Source organism: Enterobacter sp. AC1 (assembly GCF_050434705.1).
Lineage (GTDB): Bacteria > Pseudomonadota > Gammaproteobacteria > Enterobacterales > Enterobacteriaceae > Enterobacter > Enterobacter cloacae_L.
On sequence record NZ_JBNDIZ010000002.1, the window covers coordinates 685,728 to 710,143 of the forward strand.

Genomic DNA, 24,416 nt, shown 5'->3' on the forward strand with positions numbered 1-24,416 from the left:
TATGAGTGAATTTTCCCAGACAGTCCCCGAACTGGTTGCCTGGGCCAGGAAAAACGATTTCTCCATCTCGCTGCCGGTAGACAGACTCTCTTTCCTGCTGGCGGTTGCCACGCTGAACGGCGAACGGCTGGATGGTGAGATGAGCGAGGGTGAACTGGTGGATGCGTTCCGCCATGTCAGTGATGCGTTTGAGCAAACCAGCGAAACCATTAGCGTGCGTGCCAACAACGCAATTAACGATATGGTGCGTCAACGTCTGCTGAACCGCTTTACCAGCGAGCAGGCGGAAGGAAACGCCATCTATCGCCTGACGCCACTGGGCATCGGGATCACCGATTACTATATTCGCCAGCGTGAATTTTCCACGCTGCGTCTTTCCATGCAGCTCTCGATCGTGGCGGGTGAGCTTAAGCGTGCCGCCGATGCCGCGGATGAAAACGGTGACGAATTCCACTGGCACCGTAACGTCTACGCGCCGCTGAAATATTCGGTGGCGGAAATCTTCGACAGTATCGATCTGACCCAGCGTCTGATGGACGAACAGCAGCAGCAGGTGAAGGACGATATCGCGCAGTTGCTGAATAAAGACTGGCGTGCCGCCATCTCCAGCTGTGAGCTTCTGCTGTCAGAAACTTCCGGCACGCTGCGTGAGCTTCAGGATACGCTGGAAGCGGCAGGGGATAAGCTTCAGGCGAACCTGCTGCGCATTCAGGATGCGACCCTGGCGCATGACGATCTGCATTTTATCGATCGTCTGGTCTTCGACCTGCAAAGCAAACTCGACCGCATTATCAGCTGGGGCCAGCAGTCGATCGACCTGTGGATCGGCTACGACCGACACGTGCATAAATTTATCCGTACCGCGATTGATATGGATAAAAACCGCGTCTTTGCCCAGCGTCTGCGTCAGTCGGTGCAGACCTATTTCGATGCGCCGTGGGCGCTGACCTACGCCAGTGCCGATCGTCTGCTGGATATGCGCGACGAAGAGATGGCCCTGCGCGATGAAGAGGTGACCGGTGAACTGCCGCCGGATCTGGAATATGAAGAATTTAACGAAATTCGCGAGCAGCTTGCCGCGATGATCGAAGAGCAGCTCGCTGTCTACAAAACCAGACAAGTGCCGCTGGATCTGGGGCTCGTGGTGCGCGATTATCTGGCGCAATATCCACGCGCGCGCCACTTCGACATTGCCCGCATCGTGGTAGACCAGGCGGTGCGCCTGGGCGTCGCGCAAGCAGATTTCACCGGACTGCCGCCGAAGTGGCAGCCAATTAACGATTACGGAGCCAAGGTACAGGCGCATGTCATTGACAAATATTGAACAAGTGATGCCGGTTAAGCTGGCACAGGCGCTGGCGAATCCGTTATTTCCGGCGCTGGACAGCCAGCTGCGTGCCGGTCGTCACATTGGCTTAGACGAGCTGGATAATCACGCCTTTTTGATGGACTTTCAGGAGTATCTGGAAGAGTTTTACGCACGTTACAACGTGGAGCTTATCCGCGCACCGGAAGGGTTTTTCTACCTGCGCCCGCGCTCCACTACGCTGATTCCGCGTTCCGTGCTCTCCGAGCTGGATATGATGGTCGGCAAAATTCTTTGCTATCTCTATCTCAGCCCCGAGCGTCTGGCGAATGAAGGTATCTTCACCCAGCAGGAACTTTACGATGAGCTGTTGACGCTGGCGGATGAGAGCAAGCTGCTCAAGCTGGTGAACAACCGCTCCACGGGGTCGGATCTTGACCGTCAGAAATTACAGGAAAAGGTTCGTTCCTCCCTGAGCCGTCTGCGTCGTCTGGGGATGGTCTGGTTTATGGGCCACGACAGCAGCAAGTTCCGCATTACGGAGTCTGTCTTCCGCTTCGGCGCCGATGTGCGTGCGGGCGATGACGCGCGTGAAGCGCAGCTTCGCATGATCCGCGACGGTGAAGCGATGCCGGTGGAAAACCATTTGCTGCTCAATGACGAGCATGAAGAGAATCTGCCGGATAGCGGGGAGGAAGAATAATGATTGAACGCGGTAAATTTCGCTCACTGACGCTGATTAACTGGAACGGCTTCTTTGCCCGAACCTTCGATCTGGACGAGCTGGTTACAACGCTCTCCGGCGGTAACGGTGCGGGTAAATCCACCACCATGGCGGCTTTCGTCACGGCGCTAATCCCGGACCTGACGCTGCTTCACTTCCGTAACACCACCGAGGCGGGCGCCACAAGCGGCTCCCGTGATAAAGGTCTGCACGGTAAGCTGAAGGCCGGGGTCTGTTATTCGGTTCTGGACGTGATCAACTCCCGCCATCAGCGTGTGGTCGTGGGCGTGCGCCTGCAGCAGGTTGCCGGTCGCGACCGTAAGGTCGATATTAAGCCCTTCGCCATTCAGGGGCTACCGACCTCCATGCAGCCGACGGCGCTGCTGACGGAAACCCTGAACGAACGCCAGGCGCGCGTGCTGACGCTGCAGGAGCTGAAAGATAAGCTTGAAGCTATCGAAGGCGTACAGTTCAAACAGTTCAACTCCATCACCGACTACCACTCCCTGATGTTCGATCTGGGCGTGGTGGCGCGTCGTCTGCGCACCGCCTCAGACCGTAGCAAATACTACCGTCTGATCGAAGCATCCCTGTACGGCGGGATCTCCAGCGCTATTACCCGCTCCCTGCGCGACTACCTGCTGCCGGAAAACAGCGGCGTGCGTAAGGCGTTCCAGGATATGGAAGCGGCACTGCGTGAAAACCGCATGACGCTGGAAGCGATTCGCGTTACCCAGTCTGACCGCGACCTGTTTAAACACCTGATCAGCGAAGCCACCAACTACGTGGCGGCGGACTACATGCGCCACGCCAACGAGCGCCGCGTGCATCTGGATCAGGCATTAGAGTACCGTCGCGAGCTGTTTACCTCCCGTAAACAGCTGGTGGCCGAGCAGTATAAGCACGTCGAAATGGCGCGCGAGCTGGGTGAGCACAACGGTGCCGAGGGCGACCTTGAAGCCGACTATCAGGCCGCCAGCGATCACCTGAACCTGGTGCAGACCGCGCTGCGTCAGCAGGAAAAAATCGAGCGCTATGAAGCGGATCTCGACGAGCTGCAAATTCGTCTCGAAGAGCAAAATGAAGTGGTGGCCGAAGCCGCCGATATGCAGGAAGAGAACGAAGCCCGCGCGGAAGCGGCCGAGCTGGAAGTGGATGAGCTGAAAAGCCAGCTTGCCGATTACCAGCAGGCTCTTGACGTGCAGCAGACGCGAGCGATTCAGTACACTCAGGCGTTGCAGGCGTTACAGCGTGCCAAAGAGCTGTGCCATCTGCCTGACCTGACGCCGGATAGCGCCGACGAGTGGCTGGACACCTTCCAGGCCAAAGAGCAGGAAGCCACCGAGAAACTGCTGTCTCTCGAACAGAAGATGAGCGTCGCGCAAACGGCGCACAGCCAGTTTGAGCAGGCCTATCAGCTGGTGGCGGCAATTAACGGCCCGCTGGCGCGTAACGAAGCGTGGGACGTTGCCCGTGAGCTTCTGCGCGACGGCGTTAACCAGCGCCATCTGGCCGAGCAGGTCCAGCCGCTGCGTATGCGCCTGAACGAGCTTGAACAGCGCCTGCGCGAGCAGCAGGAAGCCGAGCGCCTGCTGGCGGAATTCTGCAAGCGTCAGGGCAAACGCTACGATTTCGACGAGCTTGAGGCCCTGCATCAGGAGCTGGAAGCCCGTATTGCCGCGCTTTCAGATTCCGTATCCAGCGCCAGCGAACAGCGTATGACGCTGCGTCAGGAGCTGGAGCAGCTTCAGTCCCGTTCCCAGGCGCTGCTACAGCGAGCGCCGGTTTGGCTGGCGGCCCAAAGCAGCCTGAATCAGCTCAGCGAGCAGTGCGGCGAGCAGTTCGAATCCAGCCAGGAAGTGACCGAATATCTGCAGCAGCTGCTGGAGCGCGAGCGCGAAGCCATTGTTGAGCGTGATGAAGTGGGCGCGCGCAAGCGTGATGTCGACGAAGAAATCGAGCGTTTAAGCCAGCCGGGCGGCGCGGAAGATCCGCGTCTGAATGCACTGGCCGAGCGTTTTGGCGGCGTACTGCTGTCCGAGATTTATGACGATGTCGGTCTTGACGATGCCCCGTACTTCTCCGCGCTGTATGGTCCGTCGCGTAACGCGATCGTGGTTCCGGATCTGTCGCTCATTTCTGAGCAGCTTGCCGGCCTGGAAGATTGCCCGGAAGATCTCTATCTGATCGAAGGGGATCCGCAGTCGTTCGATGACAGCGTATTCAGCGTCGACGAACTGGAAAAAGCGGTGGTGGTGAAAATCGCCGATCGCCAGTGGCGTTACTCCCGCTTCCCGGAACTGCCGCTGTTTGGCCGCGCCGCGCGTGAAAGCCGCATTGAAAGCCTGCATGCCGAGCGTGAAACGCTGTCCGAACGCTTTGCGACACTGTCCTTTGACGTGCAGAAAACCCAGCGTCTGCACCAGGCGTTTAGTCGCTTTATCGGTAGCCATCTGGCCGTGGCCTTTGATGCCGACCCTGAAGCGGAAATTCGCAAACTCACTACCCGCCGCAGCGAGCTGGAACGTGCGATTGCCAGTCATGAAAGTGATAACCAGCAGAGTCGCCTCCAGTTTGAGCAGGCGAAAGAGGGCGTCGCCGCGCTTAACCGCATTCTGCCGCGCCTGAATCTGCTGGCAGACGACACGCTGGCGGACCGTGTGGATGAGATCCAGGAGCGTCTGGATGAAGCGCAGGAAGCCGCGCGTTTCGTACAGCAGCACGGCAACCAGCTGGCGAAGCTGGAGCCGGTTGTTTCGGTGCTTCAGAGCGATCCGGAACAGTTCGAGCAGTTAAAAGAAGATTATGCCTGGTCGCAGCAGGTGCAGCGCGAAGCGCGTCAGCAGGCGTTTGCCCTGACGGAAGTTGTGCAGCGTCGCGCCCACTTTGGCTACTCTGATTCGGCTGAAATGCTGAGCGGTAACAGCGATCTGAATGAAAAACTGCGTCAGCGCCTTGAGCAGGCCGAAGCGGAACGTACTCGCGCCCGTGAAGCGATGCGCAGCCACTCTGCGCAGCTGAGCCAGTACAATCAGGTGCTGGCCTCGCTGAAAAGCTCCTTCGACACCAAGAAAGAGCTGCTAAACGATCTGCAGAAAGAGCTTCAGGACATCGGCGTCCGTGCCGACAGCGGAGCAGAGGAGCGCGCGCGTATTCGTCGTGACGAGCTGCATGCTCAGCTCAGCAATAACCGCGCGCGTCGCAACCAGCTGGAAAAAGCGCTGACGTTCTGTGAAGCGGAAATGGATAACCTGACCCGTCGCCTGCGCAAGCTGGAGCGTGACTACTTTGAGATGCGTGAGCAGGTCGTGACCGCCAAGGCGGGCTGGTGCGCGGTGATGCGGATGGTGAAAGACAATAACGTCGAACGTCGTCTGCACCGTCGCGAGCTGGCCTACCTCTCTGCCGATGAGCTGCGTTCTATGTCGGATAAGGCGCTGGGTGCGCTGCGTCTGGCGGTGGCAGATAACGAACACCTGCGCGATGTACTGCGTATGTCAGAAGATCCGAAACGTCCTGAGCGTAAAATTCAGTTCTTCGTGGCGGTTTATCAGCACCTGCGCGAGCGCATTCGTCAGGACATCATCCGTACCGACGATCCGGTGGAAGCCATCGAGCAGATGGAAATCGAACTGGGACGCCTGACGGAGGAGCTGACCTCCCGTGAACAGAAGCTGGCGATCAGCTCCCGCAGCGTGGCGAACATCATTCGCAAAACCATTCAGCGCGAGCAGAACCGTATCCGCCAGCTGAACCAGGGCCTGCAGAGCGTGTCGTTTGGTCAGGTGAATAGCGTGCGCCTCAACGTCAACGTGCGTGAAGCCCACGCGACGCTGCTGGAGGTGCTGTCTGAGCAGCACGAACAGCATCAGGATCTGTTCAACAGCAACCGTCTGACCTTCTCTGAAGCGCTGGCGAAGCTGTATCAGCGCCTGAACCCGCAGATTGATATGGGGCAGCGTACGCCGCAAACCATCGGTGAAGAGCTGCTGGATTACCGTAACTACCTGGAAATGGAAGTTGAGGTGAACCGTGGTTCCGACGGCTGGCTGCGTGCGGAGTCTGGCGCGCTGTCGACGGGTGAGGCTATCGGTACCGGGATGTCGATTCTGGTGATGGTCGTACAGAGCTGGGAAGATGAAGCGCGTCGTCTGCGCGGTAAAGACATCTCTCCATGTCGACTGCTGTTCCTGGATGAAGCGGCGCGACTGGATGCCCGCTCCATTGCCACGCTGTTTGAGCTGTGTGAACGTCTCGATATGCAGCTCATCATTGCGGCACCGGAAAACATCAGCCCTGAAAAAGGCACTACCTACAAACTGGTGCGTAAAGTGTTCCAGAACAGCGAGCATGTACACGTGGTCGGGTTGCGCGGCTTTGCGCCGCAACCGCCGGAGTCATTGCCAGGTACTGCTGACGCTTCCTGATAAAGCCTATCCCCACAAACGCAACCCTTTGAGGTTGCGTTTTTTTTGCTATTCCTGAAGCACTCTTCTGAAGCGATAATTCCCCCTGAATTATTCTAAATATTAAATTAAGGAAAGATAATTTTTAATAGAATCGTTATTTATTTATATTCATCAGGGTGATTATTGTTGAGCCTCAGAAAGGGCTTTAAGAAATTTTATTTGCTTTCCATATTCACCGTGAATTGATTGAATAATCCAACAGGGATGGCGTGTATTACGCCTGGCTTGAGGCCGTTGAGTCGCGTGCCAATGGATAATAATATTCATGAAAATGAGATGGAATTTGTTATTCATGAGACAAGTAATATGAGATTAAAAACCAGGAAAATATTTGCCTGCATACAAATTGTGTTGCAGTTGCTTCCGCCCTCCACGTTGCTCTATCTGTCACCCGTATCCAATGCCAGCGCGGAAAACGTAAAATCCACTCAGGAACAGCAGCCCACAAACAATTCGGATCAAAACGAAAGCAGTGTTGCGCAGGCTGCCGTTCAGGCAGGCTCCCTTCTCAGCAGCGACAACGCTACTGATGCGCTTGGCAGCGCGGTAGTTTCAGCCGCGACCGGGAAGGCGGCCTCCAGCGTGCAGGAGTGGCTGAGCCAGTTTGGCACCGCCCGGGTCAACATCAGTACAGATGAACACTTCACGCTTAGTGATTCCGATCTGGATCTGCTGGTGCCGTTGTATAACGGAAAAGAGAACCTGCTTTTTACTCAAATGGGTGGTCGTCGTCATGATGATCGCAATATTATTAATGGCGGGTTGGGGTATCGTCATTTTAATGACGGCTGGATGTGGGGAACTAACATATTTTATGATCGCCAGGTTTCTGGTAATCAACATCAGCGTCTTGGCTTAGGCACTGAACTGGGGTGGGATTATCTTAAAGTTTCCGCTAATGGTTATTTACGCCTGAGTAACTGGATGTCATCTTCTCATTACGAAGATTATGACGAACGTGCGGCTAATGGTTTTGATATCCGCGCGACCGGCTATTTGCCTGCTTATCCTCAGCTAGGGGCGAATATCATTTATGAACAGTATTTTGGCGACAGTGTCGGGCTGTTTGGCGATGACGAAGACGATCGGCAGAAAGATCCGTATGCCGTCACGCTTGGGCTGAACTACACGCCGGTTCCAATGGTAACGATGGGCCTCAACCAGAAAATGGGTAAGAGCGGCGAAAATGATACCCAGATTAACGTTGGGGTGACCTGGACAGCGGGTGTCCCGCTGAGTGCGCAGCTCGATCCGTCTCAGGTGGCACTGCGCCGCACCCTTCAGGGCGGGCGCATGGATCTGGTCGATCGTAACAATAATATTGTTCTGGAATACCGTAAGCAGGAGCTGATTTCACTGTCAGTTCCGCCGCAGCTGGAAGGCGCGGAGCAATCTAAGCAGACGGTTACCGCTCGGGTGAAGGCAAAACATGGCCTTGATCGTATTGAGTGGCAGGGCGACAGCTTCTTTAGCCACGGCGGCAAAATTAGCACAGGCGGCAGCCCGGAACAGTTCGTGCTGACGCTACCGGTCTGGCAGGGCAACGGTAGTAACAACTACACGCTCAGCGCTACCGCCTGGGATAAAAACGGTAATGCCTCAAAGCCGGACCAGATGCAGGTCACGGTGAATGGGGTTGATGTGACCACACTTCAGTCGACGACATCAGTATCGCCGACAACGGTACCGGCGGATGGGGCTTCCACCGCCACGGTGAGCGTAACGCTGAAAACCAGCGCGGGTGAAGCCGCAACAGGTTTAGCTACGCGTCTGACGGCAACCCTTACATCTTCTGCAAAAACCGCGAATGCGGCATCCGCGACGGATAAGGCGCCAAAAATTGCCAGCTTTAGCGAAAGCGCCAGTGGTGTTTATACCGCCATCCTGACCAGCGGTACTACCCCGGACACGCTGACGATTCAGCCGCTAATCGACGGCACCACAAAGCTGGCCACGGCGAAGCTAACGGAAGAGGCCACCGTGCTCATTTCTCAGCTGGCCACGCTGGAACAGTCTGCAACCAGCGCGCTGGCTAACGGCAGCACGCCGATCGTGCTAACAGCGCATGTAACGGATCAGTACGGCCAGCCGTTCCAGGGGGCCACGATTACCTGGTCTGCGGATAATACTCAGGCGGTGTTGTCAGAATTGCAGAGCACCACTGATGAGACCGGTACCGCGAAAATTCAGGTAAGCAGTAAGGATCTCATCACCACGGTCGTGACGGCACAGCTGGAAGGCGGCAATGCCCTGAAGACGCCGTCGCTGACCTTTACTGCGGATGTGTCGACGGCAAAAGTGACCACCATTAGCAGCGAAAAGCAGCAGGTCGTGGCGAACAATAATGACACGGATACGGTGACGGCCCAGGTCACGGATAATTACAACCATCCGCTTTCCGGGGTGACGGTAAACTGGACGGTGGAAAAAACCGATGACACGCCAGTGGCGACCAAAACGTCGACCACTGACAGCAGCGGAAATGCGGTGCTGGCGCTGAAATCTTCGAAAACAGGAACCATCACGGTAAGTGCAGAAGTCAAAGGTACCTCACCGCAGGAAACAGATCCGATTGCCTTTGTGGCCGATGCCAGTACGCAGACGGTGAGTGAGATAACACTCAGCAAGCAGAAGGCTGTGGCAAATGGCTCGGACAGCATTACCTATGAAGCCACCGTGACTGATGCCCAGGGCAATACGGTTGCGGGCGCGACGGTAAACTGGTCGGCAGATGACAGCGATGCGAAACTCAGCGCAGCGCAGACGACCAGCGACAGTCGCGGGGTGTCGCAAATTACGGTGACTTCTCTGAAAGCAGGGGCGGTGATCGTGAGCGCGGGTACCAGCAGCACGGCGATGAAACAGGCGGAAAGCGCGACCTTTACAGCAGACAGCAGCAGCGCAACGGTGACCTCGCTGACCAGCGATCGTCAGTCAGCGCTGGCGAATGGTACGGACGGTATTGTCCTGAGCGCGACCGTAATCGATGCTAACGGTAATCCGCTGCAAAATGCGGAGGTCAGCTGGCAAAGCGATCCGGCAACGGGCAATCTTTCCGCCAGTACGACGACTACGAATGCCAGCGGCGTCGCTACGGTCACGCTGACGTCGCAGAATGTGGAGACCTACAGCGTGACGGCAGGCATTAACGCCACCACGAAGGCGCTCTCTGACTTGCGCTTTATTGCCGATACCAGTACGGCGCACCTGGAAAAACTCTCGTCTTCAACCAATAGCGTACTGGCGGATGGCAAAACGGCTATCACCCTGACGGCGAGCGTTGTCGATCGGTCCGGGCACCCGGTGAAAGGCGAGCAAATCAACTGGAGTGCAGATAACGATAAAGCGCAACTTTCTGTGGCGCAGTCAGTCACGGACGAGCAGGGCCAGGTCCAGATTCAGGTGACCAGCAGCGATATCATTACCACGGTGGTGACGGCCCAGCATAATCAGGCAGAAGCGCTGAAAACCGATACTCTCAGCTTCACCGGTGATACCGCGTCGGCGAAGGTTGCCAGTATCAACAGTGAAAAAAGTCAGGTGGTTGCGAATAATATCGATAGCGATACGGTGACCGCACAGGTACTCGACAGCTACAACCATCCGTTAAGCGGTGTGACGGTAAACTGGAGCGCGGTGAAGACGGATGGCACCTCAGTTAAAAGCAGTACCTCGGTAACCGACAGTCAGGGGAACGCGACCTGGACGCTGAAGTCGGCAAAAACCGGTGTCGTTACCGTGTCGGCAGCAGTTTCCGGGACGCCAGCAAAAGAAACCGGGCAGATAACCTTTGTCGCTGACAGCAGCAGCGCCAGCGTCAATCTGCTGACGCTGGATAAAAACCAGGCCACGGCCAACGGCGCAGACAGCATCACCTATACCGCAACGGTGCGGGATGCACAGGGGAATGCCGTACAGGGCGCGACGGTTAGCTGGTCGGCGGATAATGCCGCAGCGAAACTGAGCAATACGCAAAGCACCACAGGTGCTGACGGCACGGCGCAGATCGCTGTGACATCGCTGAAAGCGGGGGATGTCGTGATGACCGCCCAGACCAGTGAGGCGACGGCGAAGCAGGCTGATAAAGCGACATTTGTCGCGGACGCCTCCACCGCCATGGTCTCTGCGATTACCAGCGACAAGGCTTCTGCTCTGGCAAACGGTGCGGATGCTATCACCGTCAGTGCGACGGTTACGGATGCCAACGGCAACCTTTTGTCGGCGTCAGACGTAAACTGGGCTGCCTCTCCAGCGGGCGGGAAATTGTCAGCAGAGAGCAGCAAAACCAATGCCAGCGGTGTGGCTCAGGTGCAGATCACCTCGGATGCGGTGGAAAAATACGCCGTTGCGGCGAGTGCTAACGGCTCCAGCAAGACGGCGTCAGACCTGAGCTTCACGGCGGACAGCAGTACGGCGCAGGTAGCATCGCTCACGGCAGACAAAACCACGGATATCGTGGCGGATAAAGACAAGGTGACGCTGACGGCGCTGGTCCTGGATGCACAGCAACATCCGGTCTCCGGTACAGTGGTGAACTGGAGCAGCAGCGAAAGCAACAGCAGCTTTAGTACTAACTCGTCGGTAACCGGCGCTGACGGAAAAGCGGCAGTGACCTTCTCCAGCCTGAAAGCGGGCAACATTGACGTCACGGCGACAACCGGTAGCAGCAGTCAGGTTCAGGCCCTACGGGTGATTGGTAACCAGGCAACGGCGAAGGTAACCGGTATCACGGCGGATAAACCGCAGGTGGTGGCTGATGGGGCAGCCGAAATCACCTGGACTGCTGCGGTAACGGATGCCAACGGTAACGTGCTGACCGGCACGACGCTGAACTGGAGCGCCAGTCTGGACGGCGTGACATTAACACCAACCAGCAGCGACACGGATACAAACGGCAACGCGACCACCAAAGGCACGTCGCTGACAACCGGTGACGTAAAGGTGACAGCCACTCCAGCGACCAATACCAGCGGGGCGAAAACGGATGGGGCCGCGAAGTTCGTTGGCGATGTGAAAACGGCAAAGCTAATTTCTCTGACACCGAATATGATCAATCCCGTAATTAACAGTACAGGAGTAACCTACACCGCAGTAGTGACTGATGCCAATGACAACCCTGTTGAAGGGCAAACTGTCGCCTGGACAACCAACCTGAACACGCTGGCGGCAGAGGAAACGACGACGAACAGCTCAGGTAGCGCAACAGTGACATTGAAAGGGAGTTCTGTTGGGATTGCTACTGTTACTGCAACGGTTAATGGTACAAGCATCAGGAATAATCAGGTTTCCTTTGTTGATACGCTATATGTTGACTGGAATATAACGGGAAGCAGTTCAAGTTATACCGGCAATGATGCAGTATCGACGACAACGGCATCTGTTGGCTTTGAGGTGACTGGTGATACTCAGGGACCTACTTCGTTAGTATGGAACGGTAATATTGGTGCGTCTTCAACATTGACGGTACCAATGACAAACGAACAGGGTGAAACGGTTAATGTTATATTTAAGGGGCAACGAGGAACAGGAGGATGTGGCAACTTCGCATTTAACAACGCCGTAACCTGTTATAACATTGCCTGGAGTACACCGGTTATTAAATACAGTGCGAATGATAACCCCACACTCTCTCCAGGACGTTATACTGGCCACATCACGTTCAAAGGAACGGAGTGGCATAATGATAACAATTTACTGGCCTACGACATCACCACCTCTCTCACTGTAGAGTAAATCTTCCCCCCGCGACAATCGCGTCGCGGGGCTTTTCTCTTAGCGCTTAACTTATTCCCTCCGCTGCGTTATCTTTAAACTTCTTTACATAAGGTAAGGCAACACTGTTTTAGCCTTCCTATAATGAAGAAAAGCCCCAGCGTGATGGGCATGTCGTTAGAAAACAGGGGGCAAGGGATGTTGCTAAAGAAAGTTCGTGGTCTTCAACTGTCTGCACTGAGTTTGTGCCTGGCAGTGATGTTTGCTCCACTGTTAACTGCACAGGCCGATGAGCCTGAAATTGTACCAACTGATAGCTCTGCAACGACAGGCGCGCAGCCGACGTCGCTGTCTCAACCGCTGGAGCAATCCCCGGCGACGGCTGTCATGGCCGGTATTCAGCCACTGCCGGAAGGCGTAAACATTCAATCACTCCAGCAACAGCTTCTGGCGGGGCTGCCTTCAGGTTACCAACCTGCGTATCTCAACCAGCTGACGCTGCTCTACGCTGCACGCGACATGAAGCCTATGTGGGACAATCGCGATGCGGTTCGTGCGTTCCAGCAGCAGCTGGCAGAGGTCGCTATCGCCGGTTTGCAGCCGCAATTTACCGCCTGGGTTGAACTGCTGACCGATCCGTCCGTGACCGGCCAGGCGCGTGATATCGTGCTGTCAGATGCCATGATGGGTTACCTTCAGTTTGTCGCCGGAATTCCTGTCAACGGTAACCGCTGGTTATACAGCGATAAGCCTTACAAGCTGGCGACGCCAGCGCTGTCGGTCATTAACCAGTGGCAGTTAGCCCTGGATAATGGAGAGCTGCCGCGCTTTATTGCCAGCCTCGCACCGGCACATCCGCAATATGCCACCCTGCACCAGTCGCTTCTTGCGCTGGTGGGGGACTCGCGCCCGTGGCCGCAAATGCGCGGTACCACGACGCTGCGTCCGGGGCAGTGGAGCAGCGATGTTCCTGCCCTGCGCGAGATCCTGGCGCGTTCCGGTATTCTGGACGGCGGGCCACATATTGCCTTGCCCGGCGACGATCCGCAAAATGCAGTGGTTAGTCCGTCAGCTCCGGTGAAAGAGAAAAAAGCGGTCACCGTCAGCAATAAACCCGCAGCATACGACCGCGAGCTGGTTGCGGCAGTTAAACAGTTCCAGGCCGTTCAGGGACTGGGGGCCGATGGCGTCATCGGCCAGACAACGCGTGACTGGCTGAACGTGTCGCCTGCGCAGCGGGCAGGGGTGCTGGCGCTGAATATCCAGCGTTTGCGCCTGCTGCCGGGTACGCTCTCAACCGGTATTATGGTTAACATTCCGGCGTATTCACTGGTCTATTACCAGAACGGTAGCGAAGTGCTGGCGTCGCGCGTAATTGTCGGACGTCCGGATCGTAAAACGCCGATGATGAGCAGTGCGTTAAATAACGTGGTGGTTAACCCGCCGTGGAACGTACCGCCCACCCTGGCGCGGAAAGACATTCTGCCGAAGGTCTGGAACGATCCGGGTTATCTGGAACGTCATGGCTATACGGTGATGCGTGGATGGAACAGCAAAGAGGCCATCGATCCTTATATGGTCGACTGGTCGACGATCACGGCGTCAAATCTGCCGTTCCGTTTCCAGCAGGCTCCCGGGGCGCATAACTCGCTTGGGCGCTACAAGTTCAATATGCCGAGTTCAGACGCTATTTATCTGCACGATACCCCGAACCACAACCTGTTCCAGAAGGATACTCGCGCGCTGAGTTCTGGCTGCGTGCGCGTCAATAAAGCCTCAGAGCTGGCCAATATGCTGTTGCAGGATGCGGGCTGGAACGATACGCGTATCTCGGATGCCCTGAAGCAGGGGGATACGCGTTACGTGAATATTCGGCACAATATTCCGGTCAATCTTTACTATTTGACCGCTTTCGTGGGCGAAGACGGGCGGACGCAGTATCGTACAGATATTTACAATTATGATCTCACCGCGCGATCCGGCGCACAAATTTTGCCAAAAGCGGAACAATTAATCAGGTAAATGAAGCAGTTCGGGGAAAAAGATTGTCGTAAGTTAGGGTGAATACGGGGCAATATCGCTGTAAGCCGCGTATTCACTGGGGTTGGGCGCCTTGACGTACCCGGTTTTGCCAGTTAAGGTGCCCTTCGTGCGCTAAGCATATTACGATTTCTTTTACCTGTAGACCTGATTATCATGGACAAATTTGACGCTAATCGCCGCAAACTGCTGGCGTTAGGTGGTGTTGCGCTTGGCGCAGCGGCCATCTTGCCGACGCCAGCATTTGCCACCCTCTCGACACCTCGTCCGCGAGTTTTAACGCTCAACAATCTTCATACCGGTGAGTCGCTAAAAGCGGAGTTCTTTGATGGCAGAGGCTATATTCAGGATGAATTAGCAAGACTTAACCATTTTTTCCGTGATTTCCGCGCGAATAAAATAAAAGCCATCGATCCAGGACTGTTTGATCAGCTTTTCCGCCTTCAGGGCCTGCTGGGCACCAGCAAGCCGGTGCAGCTTATTTCTGGTTATCGCTCAGTTGATACCAATAATGAACTGCGCGCCCACAGTCGCGGGGTAGCTAAAAAGAGCTATCACACGAAGGGACAGGCAATGGATTTCCATATTGAAGGCGTTTCGTTAGCCAATATTCGCAAAGCTGCGTTATCTATGCGTGCAGGTGGTGTAGGATATTACCCCAGCAGCAACTTTGTGCATATTGATACCGGTCCGGTTCGGCACTGGTAATAACGAAATACAGGAGCAGTATGAACTATCGTATTATTCCGGTTACCGCGTTCTCCCAGAATTGTTCACTCATCTGGTGCGAACAAACTAAACTGGCCGCGCTTGTCGATCCCGGTGGCGACGCTGAGAAAATCAAGCAGGAAGTCGCTGACAGCGGTGTCACGCTGATGCAAATTTTGCTGACGCATGGTCACCTTGACCATGTTGGCGCAGCGGCGGAACTGGCGCAACATTATGGTGTGCCGGTGATTGGTCCGGAAAACGAAGATGAGTTCTGGCTGCAGGGGTTACCCGCCCAAAGCCGCATGTTTGGCCTTGATGAGTGTCAGCCCCTGACGCCCGATCGCTGGCTGAACGAGGGAGAGCGCGTTAACGTAGGGAATGTGACTTTACAGGTGTTGCATTGTCCTGGACATACGCCAGGCCATATTGTCTTCTTTGATGACCAGTCCCGTCTGCTGATTTCCGGCGATGTGATTTTCAAAGGTGGCGTAGGACGCAGCGATTTTCCGCGCGGCGATCACGGGCAGCTGATTCAGTCGATTAAACAGAAACTCTTGCCGCTGGGTGATGATGTGACGTTTATCCCTGGACACGGTCCGATGTCGACGCTGGGCTATGAACGGCTCCATAACCCGTTCCTTCAGGATGAGATGCCTGTCTGGTAACCCGAATAAAAAAAGCTGCATAACGCAGGCTTTTTTATGGGCGCAAATTACAGTACGGCGACAATCGCTTCGCACAGTGGCGCCATGTTGTCAGGCGTCATGCCCGCAACGTTCACGCGGCCAGACGCAACGGCGTACACGCCAAACTCTTCACGCAGGCGCAGAACCTGCTCTTTGGTCAGGCCGCTGAATGAGAACATGCCGTTCTGTTTGATGATAAAGCTGAAGTCGCGATCGGCGCCTTTCTCCGCCAGGGTGTTCACAAACAGCAGGCGCATGCGCTGAATACGCTGGCGCATATCGTTCAGCTCTTGTTCCCAGATCGCGCGCAGCGCATCGTTGCTCAGGATGGTGGCAACAACAGACGCACCGTGTGCCGGTGGGTTAGAGTAGTTCGCGCGAATAACCGATTTCATCTGGCTGAACGCGCGGTCAACGGTCTCTTCGTTTGCCGCAACCAGCGTACAGGCACCCACACGCTCATTGTACAGACCGAAGTTCTTGGAGTAGGAGCTGGCAACAATCAGCTCCTGATGCACGGCTGCGAACGCGCGCAGGCCTTCTGCATCTTCTTCCAGACCACGGGCGAAGCCCTGGTAGGCAAAGTCAAACAGCGGCAGCCAGCCTTTTTCTACGGACAGCTTCGCCAGGTGTTCCCACTGCTCAAGGGTCGGATCGATTCCGGTTGGGTTGTGGCAGCATCCGTGGAACAGCACCACGTCGCCTGACTGCGCTTCGCTCAGGCTTGCCAGCAGGCCGTCAAAGTCGAGAGAGTGGCTTGCCGCGTCGTAGTAGGCGTATTCGCGCACGTCCAGACCCGCGGAATTGAAGACGCTCTTGTGGTTCGGCCAGCTTGGATTGCTTACCCAGACGCGCTTCACAGAAGTGTTTTTCGCAAGGAAATCCGCCGCCACGCGCAGCGCGCCGGTACCGCCAGGGGTCTGCGCTGTACGGGCACGTTTGTCACTGACGATTGCGCTGCCTTTACCGAACAGCAGCTCCTGGGTGCAGCGACCAAATTCAGGGATACCATCAATACCGAGGTAGTTTTTGGTGGTTTCGTTTTCCAGCAGATACTGCTCAGCTTTCTTAACGCTGGTCAGTACCGGAGTTTTGCCGGTTTCATCTTTATATACACCAATACCCAGGTTGATTTTGCCAGGGCGGTCGTCGGCACGAAACAGATCGGCCAGGCCCAGAATCGGGTCGGCAGGAGCGGCGGTAATGTTCTCAAACATGACGAAGTTCCATTGTGATTACAGAAGTGAAATCCGCTATCAGGTTAACGGTAGATTTACAAAATGCCAACCGTTTGCGACGAAAAGCGTGCGGCTTTTCAAAAGTCGCCATTATTTTCTGTCAGGCATAAAAAAACAGGGCCGAAGCCCTGTTCATTAAGCATATAACAAAGTGGTGTTCTGATTAGAACTGGTAGGTAACAGCCATTGCAACCTGGTCGTCTTTACCGTTCACGATACCCACGCTACGAGAGTAGTCGGTGTCGTCGATCAGGTTCAGCTGGTAGTCAACATAGACGTTGAAGTTTTTGTTGAAGTAGTAAGTTGCACCCAGTTCAACAAATTTCTGCAGGTCAGCATCGCCGCCAGAGAAGGTGCCACGCTGTGACAGGTTTTTACCTTTAGACTGAACGTAGGCCACGGAAGGGCGCAGACCGAAGTCGAACTGGTACTGAGCGATCACTTCGAAGTTCTGAGTTTTGTTCGCGAATGAGCCGTCAGCTTCACGGGTCATGTTGCGGGTTTCAGCGTAGGTGGTTGCCAGGTAGATGTTGTTCGCATCGTATTTCGCGCCAACTGCCCATGCTTCAGCTTTGTCACCTTTACCGTCAGCGGTCTGCAAGTTAGTACGGTCAGAGTTGCTGTATGCACCGATCAGGCCGAAACCTTCGCCGAAATCATAACCCAGAGAGGTACCGAAACCGTCACCGTTAGCGGTTTTAACGTCGGTACGCTCGTTTTTGCCCTGATACTGCAGACCCAGGCTCAGACCATCAACCAGACCGAAGAAGTCAGAGTTGCGGTAGGTCAGCAGACCAGAGTTACGGCCGGTCATGAAGTTATCAGAGTAGTTAGCCCAGGTCATACCAGAGAAGGATGGGGCCATATCGGTGTAGGATTCTACATCGTATACGATACCGTAGTTACGGCCGTAGTCGATTGAACCTGCATCACCGGCTTTCAGACCAGCGAACGCCAGACGGGTACGCTGAGTCTGGTTGCTTTCTGCCTGGCTTGCCAGAGCACGGTATTCCCACTGACCGTAACCAGTCAGTTGGTCATTGATTTGAGTTTCACCTTTGAAACCGATCTGCGCATAGGTAGCGTCGTTGCTGTCGGTGTTGTCACCGGAGGTCACGAAGTCGTGCTCGCCAACCACTTTGCCGTACAGATCCAGTTTGTTGCCGTTTTTGTTATAGATTTCTGCAGCGTTAGCTGCACCGGCTACCAGCAGAGCAGGGATAACCACTGCCAGAATATTGCGCTTCATCATTATTTATTACCCTCATTGGTTTTTTTATGACACTCGCCACTGCCGTCAATAAATTCTGTCAATAAATATTTCCGGAACTATTGATGAGAGTTTGGTGTCTTTATGTATCTGTCAGGCATCTTTCCATTCACCGAAGCGTTTCGCTAGCCTCAAAGTGCTACAATTCTCAAGATTAAGTAACAGTAAGAAAATATGTGTAACCAAATATGTATTTCTGGGAACTTTGTGAACCATCTCAAACTTCAGACCTCATTGGCGAATTAAGAAACAGTGTGATTCCTATATATATGAATTCCTTATGATTAATTTGGATAAAGGCAATTCATATAAACAGACGTTAAACGACTCGTTTTTTCTTATGTCCCAAAAAAGACTTCTGGATGGCTGAAAAAGTGGTTGAAATTTGTGCTATTGCTTGAGAGTGAAATAATCGCAATAAGAATGGGGTTTATTTTTTGTGGCTGGATATTTCACGGAAACAAAACGTAACAGCTAGTGGTTGTGACGGGGTGAAGGTTTAAAGATGCTGACTTTACGCTGACGAAAACTGACAATGCAGAATAAAATAATGGCCAGCATATGCTGGCCATTTTCTGTTTTGTTGCTTAGAAGCTGGCGTTACGTGGAGTACGCGGGAATGGAATCACGTCACGTACGTTCTGAACGCCCGTAACGTAGGCGATCAGACGCTCGAAGCCCAGACCAAAACCGGCATGCGGCACGGTGCCGTAGCGGCGCAGATCGCGGTACCAGCTGTAGTCCGCTGGGTTGAGCCCCATCTCTTCCATGCGCGCGTCCAGCACGTCAAGACGCTCTTCACGCTGAGAGCCACCGATGATTTCACCAATGCCCGGCGCCAGGACGTCCATCGCTGCCACGGTTTTACCGTCTTCGTTAAGGCGCATATAGAAGGCCTTAATGTCTTTCGGGTAGTTTTTAACGACAACCGGCGCTTTGAAGTGTTTCTCGGCCAGATAGCGCTCGTGCTCAGACGCAAGGTCAACGCCCCAGTAAACCGGGTTCTCGAACTTCTCGCCGCATTTCTCGAGGATCGCCACCGCGTCGGTATAGTCTACCTGGGCAAAGTCAGCAGAGACGAAACGCTCCAGACGGGCCACCGCATCGCTGTCTACGCGTTCAGCGAAGAATTTCATGTCGTCCGGACGCTCTTCCAGAACCGCTTTGAAGACATACTTCAGCATCGCTTCCGCCAGGCCGGCAACATCGTCCAGGTTGGCGAATGCCACTTCAGGCTCCAGCATCCAGAATTCCGCCAGGTGACGGCTGGTGTTGGAGTTTTCGGCGCGGAAGGTTGGGCCAAAGGTGTAGATTTTGGACAGTGCGCAGGCATAGGTTTCGCCGTTGAGCTGGCCAGATACCGTCAGGAAGGCTTCTTTACCGAAGAAGTCTTTGTCATAGTCCACTTTACCTTCTGGCGTGCGCGGCAGGTTTTCCATGTCCAGCGTTGAGACGCGGAACATTTCACCTGCACCTTCGGTATCAGAAGCGGTGATCAGCGGGGTAGACACCCAGAAATAACCCTGCTCATCAAAGAAACGATGCAGCGCCTGAGCCAGCGTATGGCGCACGCGCGCCACTGCACCAATCAGGTTGGTGCGCGGGCGCAGGTGTGCGACTTCACGCAGGTATTCAATGCTGTGACGTTTTGCCGCCATCGGATAGGTGTCCGGATCGTCAACCCAGCCGGTGACTTCAATGGCAGAGGCCTGAATTTCAAAACTCTGACCCTGGCCCGGTGATGCCACAACCACGCCGGTCACAATTACGGAACACCCCGTCGTCAGGCGCAGAACGTCATCATTGTAATTGGGCAGAGAATTATTAATGACGGCCTGTACAGGATCAAAGCAGGAACCGTCATAGACGGCAAGGAAGGAGATGCCAGCTTTAGAATCTCGGCGGGTACGCACCCATCCGCGCACGGTGACTTCTGAGTCAACGGCGACACGGCCCTGGAGTACGTCGGCTACAGGCACAACGCTCATAATATTCTCTCTGTTAATAGTCGGAAAAAATAAACACTTGTCCACCCTTATGGGGGGATATCTATGTTACCTGCCATCCGCTATCAGACAAGCAAATTTCGCAATCAAAAGAGAAGATTTAAGAAAAAATAAGGAGAGGGGGAGCCATCAAGGCTCCCTTAAGTGCTTAACTGGCTTTTTTGATCTGGGGGAGATCGAATGCTTTGCGCAACGCGCGGACAAACGCTTTGTCATGGCAGATGGTTTTACCCGGGCTATCGGAGAGTTTTGCCACCGGCTTGCCGTTACATTCCACCAGCTTAATAACGATATTCAGAGGTTTTACCTGAGGAATGTCGCAGGTCAAACGAGTACCAATCCCAAAGCTCAGGTTTACTCTGGTACTGAAATGGCGATAGAGTTCGACCGCTTTCGCCAGGTCGAGGTTATCGGAGAAGACCAGCACCTTGCTCATCGGGTCAATCCCGAGTTTATGGTAATGGGCAATGGCCTTCTCGCCCCATTCAACCGGATCCCCGGAATCATGGCGTAACCCCTGGTAACGCTCAGCGAACTCGGGACCAAAGTCGCGCAGGAAGGCGTCCATCGTAATACAGTCGGTGAGGGCGATCCCGAGCTGATTCGGGTACTCCTCAAGCCATGCGGCCAGTGCCGCGCGCTGGCTGTTAGCCAGGTCGGGGCTTATCTGCTGATGCGCCTGGAACCACTCGTGCGCCTGGGTGCCCATTGGCGTCAGGTTGAGGCGACGGGCCAGATCGTAGTTGCTGGTGCCCACGAACCACGGCTCCTGCTGCAGACGTTTAACGATGGCCTCCTGAACGTCGCGAGAGAAACGGCGACGGGTGCCAAAGTCCATCAGGCGGAAGCGGGACATGTCCAGCCCTTCGGTCAGCGTGGAGAAGGCAGCGAGTTTGTTTTCCAGCGAGGCAACCGCCTGCTCTACGCCCGTTTCCGGCGAACGGTAGCGGTGGGCCAGCTCGCTGATCACCGCCAGAAGCGGCACTTCCCACATGATCACTTCCCGCCACGGGCCTTCAAGGCGAATATCCAGCTTGCCATTATCGTTAACCACGGCGACCTGTTCCGGCTTATAGCGGAAATCGCGCAGCCAGTTCAGATAGTCGGTTTTGAAGAAAGGCAGGCCAGAGAGCCACTGATATTCGTCGTCCTGCAGCGTCAGATGCTGCATAGCATTGACCTGTTCACGAATCGAGTCTGCGTAGATACCGAGCAAGTCGTCGCCACGGCAGCGGAATTCCGCCGCGACATGCACGTCATAGTAGTGGTGGAAAACGGCTTGCTGCATATGCAGTTTATACGCGTCGGTATCCAGCAACGTATGCAGAACAGGGGAAGCGAATTGAGTCATAGGTGCGCAGTAGCATCCTCTCACAGGAGCGTTTAGTACAATAAACAACTCCGGAGTATACCTTGTTTAGTGATTTATTGAACCCCGATCACAACATAAGCGCGTTTTATGGTCGAGGGCATTTTGTGCCCCGTGTTATATAAATGTAGCAAAAAAGGGTTTTGTACCTGAAAAGATGAACATTCTGCATAGCGCGTTTTACACAACAGGAATATATTGAAACGTTACTCGACAAACGATGCATAAGGTTTTCTATGACACAACAGCCACAAGCCAAATACCGCCACGACTACCGTGCGCCGGATTACCTGATTAGCGATATCGACCTGACGTTTGACCTGGATGCCACTAAAACCGTTGTAACGGCGGTGAGCCAGGTAACGCGCCACAGCGCAACCGCCGTACCGCTGCGTCTGGATGGTGAAGACCTGACGCTGGTCTCCCTGCATATTAATGATGAAGCGTGGTCTGACTATAAAGAAGAAAACAACCAGCTGGTCATCGACAACCTGCCGGAACAGTTTACGCTGCGCATCGTGAATGAAATCAGCCCTGCCGCCAACACGGCGCTGGAAGGGCTTTATCAGTCTGGCGTGGCGCTGTGCACCCAGTGTGAAGCGGAAGGGTTCCGCCACATCACCTGGTATCTGGACCGCCCGGACGTCCTGGCGCGCTTCACCACCAAAATCATCGCCGATAAAACGCTCTACCCATTCCTGCTCTCCAACGGTAACCGCGTGGGAGAAGGGGAGCTGGAAAATGGCCGTCACTGGGTTCAGTGGCAAGATCCATTCCCGAAACCGTGCTACCTGTTTGCGCTGGTGGCGGGTGATTTCGACGTGCTGCGCGACACTTTCAAAACGCGCTCGGGTCGTGAGGTGGCGCTGGAGCTGTTTGTTGACCGCGGCAACCTGGACCGCGCACCGTGGGCGATGACCTCGCTCATCAACTCCATGAAGTGGGACGAAGAGCGCTTTGGCCTCGAATATGACCTCGACATCTATATGATCGTCGCCGTCGATTTCTTCAACATGGGCGCAATGGAGAACAAAGGCCTCAACGTCTTTAACTCCAAATACGTGCTGGCGCGTACCGATACCGCCACCGATAAAGATTATCTCGATATCGAACGCGTCATCGGACACGAGTATTTCCATAACTGGACCGGTAACCGCGTCACCTGCCGCGACTGGTTCCAGCTGAGCCTGAAAGAGGGCCTGACTGTGTTCCGTGACCAGGAGTTCAGCTCCGATCTGGGTTCACGCGCGGTGAACCGCATCAACAACGTGCGTACGATGCGCGGCCTGCAGTTTGCGGAAGATGCCAGCCCAATGGCGCACCCGATCCGCCCGGATAAAGTCATTGAGATGAACAACTTCTACACCCTGACGGTGTATGAGAAAGGCGCTGAAATTATCCGTATGATCCACACCCTGCTGGGGGAAGAGAACTTCCAGAAAGGGATGCAGCTTTACTTTGAGCGTCATGACGGCAGCGCGGCCACCTGCGACGATTTTGTTCAGGCGATGGAAGATGCCTCTAATGTCGATCTCTCGCATTTCCGCCGCTGGTACAGCCAGGCCGGTACGCCAGTTGTCACCGTCAAAGACGATTACAATCCGGAAACCGAGCAGTACACCCTGACCATCAGCCAGCGCACGCCGCCGACCGCCGAGCAGGAAGAGAAATATCCGCTGCACATTCCGTTCAGCATTGAGCTGTACGATAACGAAGGCAAAGTCATCCCACTGCAGAAAGGTGGCCACCCGGTACACCACGTGCTGAACGTGACTCAGGCCGAGCAGACCTTTATCTTCGATAACGTCTACTTCCAGCCGGTGCCGGCGCTGCTGTGCGAATTCTCTGCGCCAGTGAAGCTGGAGTACAAGTGGAGCGATCAGCAGCTAACGTTCCTGATGCGTCATGCGCGCAACGACTTCTCCCGCTGGGATGCGGCGCAAAGCCTGCTCGCAACTTACATCAAGCTGAACGTGAACCGCCATCAGCAGGGCCAGCCGCTGTCGCTGCCTGTTCACGTGGCTGACGCGTTCCGCGCGATCCTGCTGGATGAGACGATTGATCCGGCACTGGCGGCTGAAATCCTGACGCTGCCGTCCGCCAGCGAAATCGCCGAACTGTTTGATATCATCGACCCGATTGCCATCGTGGCGGTGCGTGAAGCGCTGACCCGCACGCTGGCGACCGAGCTGGCCGATGAGTTCCTCGCAATCTACAACGCCAATAAGCTTGACGCGTATCGCGTGGAGCATGCGGACATCGGTAAACGTTCCCTGCGTAACACCTGCCTGCGCTATCTGGCGTTTGGTGAAACCGAACTGGCGAACACGCTGGTGAGCAAACAGTATCACGACGCGGATAACATGACCGACGCGCTGGCGGCGCTGGGCGCAAGCGTCGCCGCCGAACTGTCTTGCCGCGATGCGCTGATGCAGGAGTACGACGACAAGTGGCATCAGGATGGCCTGGTGATGGACAAGTGGTTCATTCTGCAGGCAACCAGCCCGGCGGAAGATGCACTCAGCACCGTCCGCAGACTGCTGAAGCATCGTTCGTTTACCATGAGCAACCCAAACCGTGTCCGTTCTCTGATTGGTGCGTTTGCCAGCAGCAACCCGGCCGCGTTCCACGCCGAAGATGGCAGCGGTTATCAGTTTATGGTGGAAATGCTGACCGAGCTGAACAGCCGTAACCCGCAGGTGGCATCGCGCCTGATTGAGCCGCTGATCCGCCTGAAGCGCTACGACGCGAAGCGTCAGGCGAAGATGCGTGCCGCGCTTGAGCAACTGAAAGGACTGGAAAATCTGTCTGGCGATCTGTACGAGAAGATTGCTAAGGCGCTGGCCTGATAGAAAGCTTAACCCGCCCTCTCCCTGTGGGAGAGG

At 55.1% G+C, this 24,416-nt stretch carries 12 protein-coding genes; 8 read left to right on the top strand and 4 right to left on the bottom strand.

Annotated elements, in window-relative coordinates; translation table 11 throughout:
- Position 1 precedes the first annotated feature (1 nt).
- The 7 genes from mukF (at position 2) to M2433_RS08145 (ending at position 15,627) form a co-directional block, all read left to right on the top strand.
- Positions 2-1,324 carry a chromosome partition protein MukF gene (gene mukF, locus M2433_RS08115; RefSeq protein WP_023335133.1) on the top strand — a complete coding sequence of 441 codons (1,323 nt, stop codon included), beginning with the start codon at positions 2-4 and terminating at the stop codon, positions 1,322-1,324.
- Positions 1,305-2,009: a chromosome partition protein MukE gene (gene mukE / locus M2433_RS08120; protein ID WP_429053199.1), complete on the top strand. Its 705-nt coding sequence runs from the start codon at positions 1,305-1,307 to the stop codon at positions 2,007-2,009. Before mukF ends, mukE begins: the two co-directional genes overlap by 20 nt.
- Positions 2,009-6,457, top strand: coding sequence for a chromosome partition protein MukB (mukB, locus tag M2433_RS08125; RefSeq protein ID WP_429053198.1), 4,449 nt, complete (start codon positions 2,009-2,011; stop codon positions 6,455-6,457). The genes mukE and mukB overlap by 1 nt, the downstream gene beginning before the upstream one ends.
- A gap of 390 nt (positions 6,458-6,847) precedes the next feature.
- Complete coding sequence (locus M2433_RS08130) at positions 6,848-12,232, top strand: Ig-like domain-containing protein (RefSeq protein ID WP_429053197.1); 5,385 nt, start codon at positions 6,848-6,850, stop codon at positions 12,230-12,232.
- Positions 12,233-12,409: 177 nt separating this feature from the next.
- Positions 12,410-14,233, top strand: a complete 1,824-nt coding sequence (ldtD, locus tag M2433_RS08135) for a L,D-transpeptidase (protein ID WP_429053196.1) — start codon at positions 12,410-12,412, stop codon at positions 14,231-14,233.
- 174 nt (positions 14,234-14,407) lie between these two features.
- Complete coding sequence (locus tag M2433_RS08140; protein WP_014169403.1) at positions 14,408-14,959, top strand: YcbK family protein; 552 nt, start codon at positions 14,408-14,410, stop codon at positions 14,957-14,959.
- A gap of 20 nt (positions 14,960-14,979) precedes the next feature.
- Positions 14,980-15,627 (top strand): MBL fold metallo-hydrolase, encoded by a 648-nt coding sequence (locus tag M2433_RS08145; RefSeq protein ID WP_429053195.1) that lies wholly within the window; start codon positions 14,980-14,982, stop codon positions 15,625-15,627.
- A 47-nt stretch (positions 15,628-15,674) separates the two neighbouring features.
- Here the strand turns inward: M2433_RS08145 and M2433_RS08150 are convergent, their stop codons facing one another.
- From M2433_RS08150 to pncB, 4 genes are all read right to left on the bottom strand, one after another.
- On the bottom strand, positions 15,675-16,865 hold the full coding sequence (locus M2433_RS08150) for an amino acid aminotransferase (RefSeq protein WP_429053194.1): 1,191 nt from the start codon (positions 16,863-16,865) through the stop codon (positions 15,675-15,677).
- 184 nt (positions 16,866-17,049) lie between these two features.
- Entirely contained in the window at positions 17,050-18,138 is a 1,089-nt protein-coding gene (locus M2433_RS08155) for a porin (RefSeq protein WP_059310407.1), read from the bottom strand.
- Positions 18,139-18,743: 605 nt separating this feature from the next.
- The gene (asnS, locus tag M2433_RS08160; RefSeq protein WP_063430730.1) at positions 18,744-20,144 is read right to left on the bottom strand and encodes an asparagine--tRNA ligase; all 1,401 of its coding nucleotides are present in this window, start codon (positions 20,142-20,144) and stop codon (positions 18,744-18,746) included.
- 166 nt (positions 20,145-20,310) lie between these two features.
- Positions 20,311-21,513 (bottom strand): nicotinate phosphoribosyltransferase, encoded by a 1,203-nt coding sequence (gene pncB, locus M2433_RS08165; protein ID WP_429053193.1) that lies wholly within the window; start codon positions 21,511-21,513, stop codon positions 20,311-20,313.
- Between the two features lie 254 nt (positions 21,514-21,767).
- Here pncB and pepN point away from each other — a divergent pair, with 254 nt between their 5' ends.
- Positions 21,768-24,380 (top strand): aminopeptidase N, encoded by a 2,613-nt coding sequence (pepN, locus tag M2433_RS08170; RefSeq protein ID WP_429053192.1) that lies wholly within the window; start codon positions 21,768-21,770, stop codon positions 24,378-24,380.
- Positions 24,381-24,416 lie beyond the last annotated feature (36 nt).